General features: G+C 63.6%; 2 protein-coding genes and 2 pseudogenes. 2 read left to right on the plus strand and 2 right to left on the minus strand.

Features of this window, described 5'->3' with window-relative positions; genetic code table 11:
• Nucleotides 1-65 precede the first annotated feature (65 nt).
• Nucleotides 66-1,067, minus strand: a pseudogene (gene istA / locus IE122_RS18040) (IS21 family transposase); the annotation flags it as partial.
• A gap of 177 nt (nucleotides 1,068-1,244) precedes the next feature.
• Here istA and istB point away from each other — a divergent pair.
• Nucleotides 1,245-1,700, plus strand: a pseudogene (gene istB, locus IE122_RS18045) (IS21-like element helper ATPase IstB); the annotation flags it as partial.
• A gap of 225 nt (nucleotides 1,701-1,925) precedes the next feature.
• Here the strand turns inward: istB and IE122_RS18050 are convergent.
• Nucleotides 1,926-2,933 carry an IS110 family RNA-guided transposase gene (locus IE122_RS18050; protein ID WP_189622616.1) on the minus strand — a complete coding sequence of 336 codons (1,008 nt, stop codon included), beginning with the start codon at nucleotides 2,931-2,933 and terminating at the stop codon, nucleotides 1,926-1,928.
• Between the two features lie 112 nt (nucleotides 2,934-3,045).
• On the opposite strand from IE122_RS18050, the gene IE122_RS18055 reads away from it, so the two are divergent.
• Nucleotides 3,046-3,526 (plus strand): helix-turn-helix domain-containing protein (locus tag IE122_RS18055; RefSeq protein WP_189622617.1); only part of this gene is annotated, 481 nt, incomplete at its 3' end.

Here is a 3,526-nt window from a genome sequence, read left to right on the forward strand (position 1 = left end):
GGGCCATGGCCGCCTGATGATCAACCGCCTCGCCACACACGGAAATCCTGACAGTCCCCGGGCACCTGGTCGAGACCCTTCTCGAGGATCGATTTGACCGACGGATAATTGCGCGCCTGGATTTCCAGCGCGCGCAGCGCCGCGGCTTCGAGCCGCTGGGCCCCGAAGCGTTTCTCGAGCCCGATAATGCCCAAGCATGACCGGTAGCCCTGTTCGGGATGGGGCTTCGCCTCGATGACCTTCTCCACCAAGAGGGACAGCATCGGCCCGATCCGGCTTGCCTCTTCGCGGATCTTGGCCGGCGTCCATTCGCCGTAGCGCCGATGGCTGGAGGGCATGTGCTCGGGGACTGTGGTGTGCCGGCCATTGCCGCTGCCGCGCATGTGCACGGCGATGCGCTCGCCTCCCAGGAAGATCTCGACGGTGCTGGCAGTGAACCGGGCTTCGACCTCGCGGCGCGCGAAGCGGTGCGGGACCGAGTAATGATGTCGCTCGATCGCGATATGGTAATCGAGCCCGACGCGGCAGCGGCGCCATTCGGCATGAACCCACGGCTCTGCCTGCAGCGGCTTGAGGTTTGGAACATCGACCTCATTGAACAGCTGGCGGCGCGTCATGCCAAACTGGCGCAGCACGCGCCGGTCATTGAGATCGGCAAGGCACCCGGCGACCGCCGCGTTGATCTCGGCAAGACTGTAGAAGATCCGATTGCGCAAGCGGCCGAGCAACCAGCGCTCGACGATACCGACGCAGGCCTCGACCTTGGCCTTGTCCCGGGGCTTGCGCGGCCGCGTCGGCAGGATCGCCGTACCGTAATGCCGGGCCATGTCGGTGTAGCTGCGGTTCACCTGAGGATCGAAGTGACAGGCCTTGATTACCGCCACCTTGGCGTTGTCGGGCACCAGCAACTGTGGAACGCCGCGGAAGAAGGCGAAGGCGGCATTGTTGCCCGCGATCCAGTCCGGGAACTGTTCGGTCCACGTCGCCAGCGCAAACGACAGGCTCGATCCGCCCATCACGGCGACGAAGATGTGGGCACCGCGGACTTCCCCGGTCCGCCGTGTGATTCGGCGTGCAAAAAGGACCCCGCTAGGGGGTGATCGGGGTCTAAAAGGGACCCCTCATTTCGATAGCTTACACAGCCGCGTGGAAGTTCATGCGGCGAGATCGGGATGTTGGTTTTGGAGACAGTGTGTTGATTGCCGCTGAGAACTGACCCGGGTTGAATATATGTCCCGCGGTGCGGGGCGTTCCTGCCCGCACGGCGCAATGTCGTCCTGGTCGGTGGCACCGGCACCGGCAAGACCCATCTGGCCATCGCCATCACCGCCAATGTCGTCCGCGCCGGAGCGCGGGGGCGTTACTTCAATACCGTGGATCTGGTGACCCGCCTCGAAGAGGAAGCCCGGATCGGCAAAAGCGGGGCCCTTGCCGCCCAGCTCTCTCGCCTCGACCTCGTCGTGCTTGATGAGCTTGGCTATCTTCCCTTCGCCCGTTCAGGCGGGCAGTTGCTGTTCCATCTGGTCAGCAAACTTTACGAGCAAACCAGCGTCATCATCACGACCAACCTGGCGTTCGGGGAATGGCCGACCGTGTTCGGCGATCCCAAGATGACCACCGCTCTCCTCGATCGCGTGACCCATCATTGCGACATCATCGAGACCGGCAATGACAGCTGGCGCTTCAAGAACCGAAACTGATCCCCGCCGCACGCCGGGATTAAGATGCCTTGCGCTGCGCGCCTCCGGTCGGGCTCCGCCCTCCCTACGCCGCGCGCAGCGCAAGGCGCGTTCCTCGACCGTCCTGCCATCGTTGAGAGGGGGTCCCTTTTGCGCGCCGATTGACAGTCCCTGCGTTCCCTCGCGGGACACCGCCCTCGGATCAGCTTTGGCGCTTCACCGCTGGCAAGCAGGTTCTATCTTATCTCACGCCTGGAACAAAGTGCCGTCGTGCAGCATGGCATGCATGATGACTGCCAGGCGGCGGGCAAGGGCGACGCGGGCCTTTTTGAGCCCCCGCCGCTTGGCGATCTTCGTGGCCCATGTTTTCAGAGCGAAGGTTTCTCGGCTCCGGGTCAGGATCGAGTTGACGGCCTCGTACAGCAGCTTGCGAACGGTGCTATCGCCCTGCTTGGTGATCCTGCCGGTCCAGTCGAGCGCACCCGATTGGTGACGCCTGGGCACCAGGCCGAAGTAGGCACCGGCATTGCGAGATTGGCGGAAGCGCCCCGCTTCATCGATGGCAGCAGCGAAGGCAGCGGAAGTCTGCACGCCGACACCTGGGATAGTCATCAGGATTTCGCAGGCCCGCGACTGGCTGGCGACGACGCGAAGGCGGCGGTCCATTTCCTTGATTTGCTCCATCAGGTCGGCGCGCACCGACAACAAGGATGTGATGGCATCGCAAAGGCCTGGGATGTGCGCAGCCTGCATGATCCGCTCCAGGAATGGCTTTCCTTGACCCGGACCTAGGCGATAGCAGAACGTGGCGCAGAGGCCGCGGATCATGTTGTCGAGCCAGACGCGCGCTTCCACCAGATGGCCTCGTGCCGTGATGACGCTGCGCACGCCATGCGCTGCCGGGGATTTGACGTGCACCTCCTTGTAGAAGCCGGTGCGTGCCAGTTGCGCCAGCCCGGCGGCGTCGTGCGGGTCTGTCTTGTTCGCTTTCATGGCCTTCAGGCTCTGGTGGGCCTGGCCAGCATCGATGCAAACCACCGGAACGCCCAGTTCACGCAGGCCAGTGCAGATCGCAGGCGACATGCGGCCCGTTTCGATCGCTGCCCGCTCGAGCGGACGGTATCGCTCGAGCATCGCGGCCAAAGCTTCCGGAGTGCTCTCGACCTTTTCGGATACGAGCTTCCGGCCATTTTCTTCAACGATGCAGACCTGCGTGGTTTCCATCGACAGGTCTAATCCGGCATAATGCTTCACGGCTGCTTCCTTCCTTCAGGATTATACCAAGGCGCGGTGAGGCTGACTCACGCCGGGTATTCCCAAGCTGATAAAAATCTGATTCGACGTTTCGGACACTTGGAGGCTTGGGATGGCGGCAGCGATTGGGGTTCGATCTGACTACACATCGGTGGATTTGCGCCAGTTTGCGCGCCGAAGTGACGATGCGGATCAGGTCCGGCGTCTGTTGGCTGTTGCACTGATCCTGGACGGCGGCAGCCGCAGCGAAGCGGCGAAGATTGCCGGCGTGACGCTGCAGATCGTGCGCGACTGGGTCCTGCGCTTCAACGAGGGAGGTCCCGACGGTCTGGCAACGCGCAAGGCTCCGGGGCGAGCTTCGATCCTGAACGACGAGCAGCGCGCGCGGCTTGCCGGGATCGTCGAGGCTGGGCCGATTCCTGCAGCGCATGGCGTAGTGCGCTGGCGGCTGTGCGATCTGGCGCAGTGGATCCGGGACGAGTTCGAGTTGTCGGTCACACGCCATACCCTCGGGCGCGAGCTTCGCGCTCTGGGCGGGACTGTCAGGATTTCCGTGTGTGGCGAGGCGGTTGATCATCAGGCGGCCATGGCCC

The organism is Novosphingobium colocasiae (assembly GCF_014652555.1).
GTDB lineage: Bacteria > Pseudomonadota > Alphaproteobacteria > Sphingomonadales > Sphingomonadaceae > Novosphingobium > Novosphingobium colocasiae.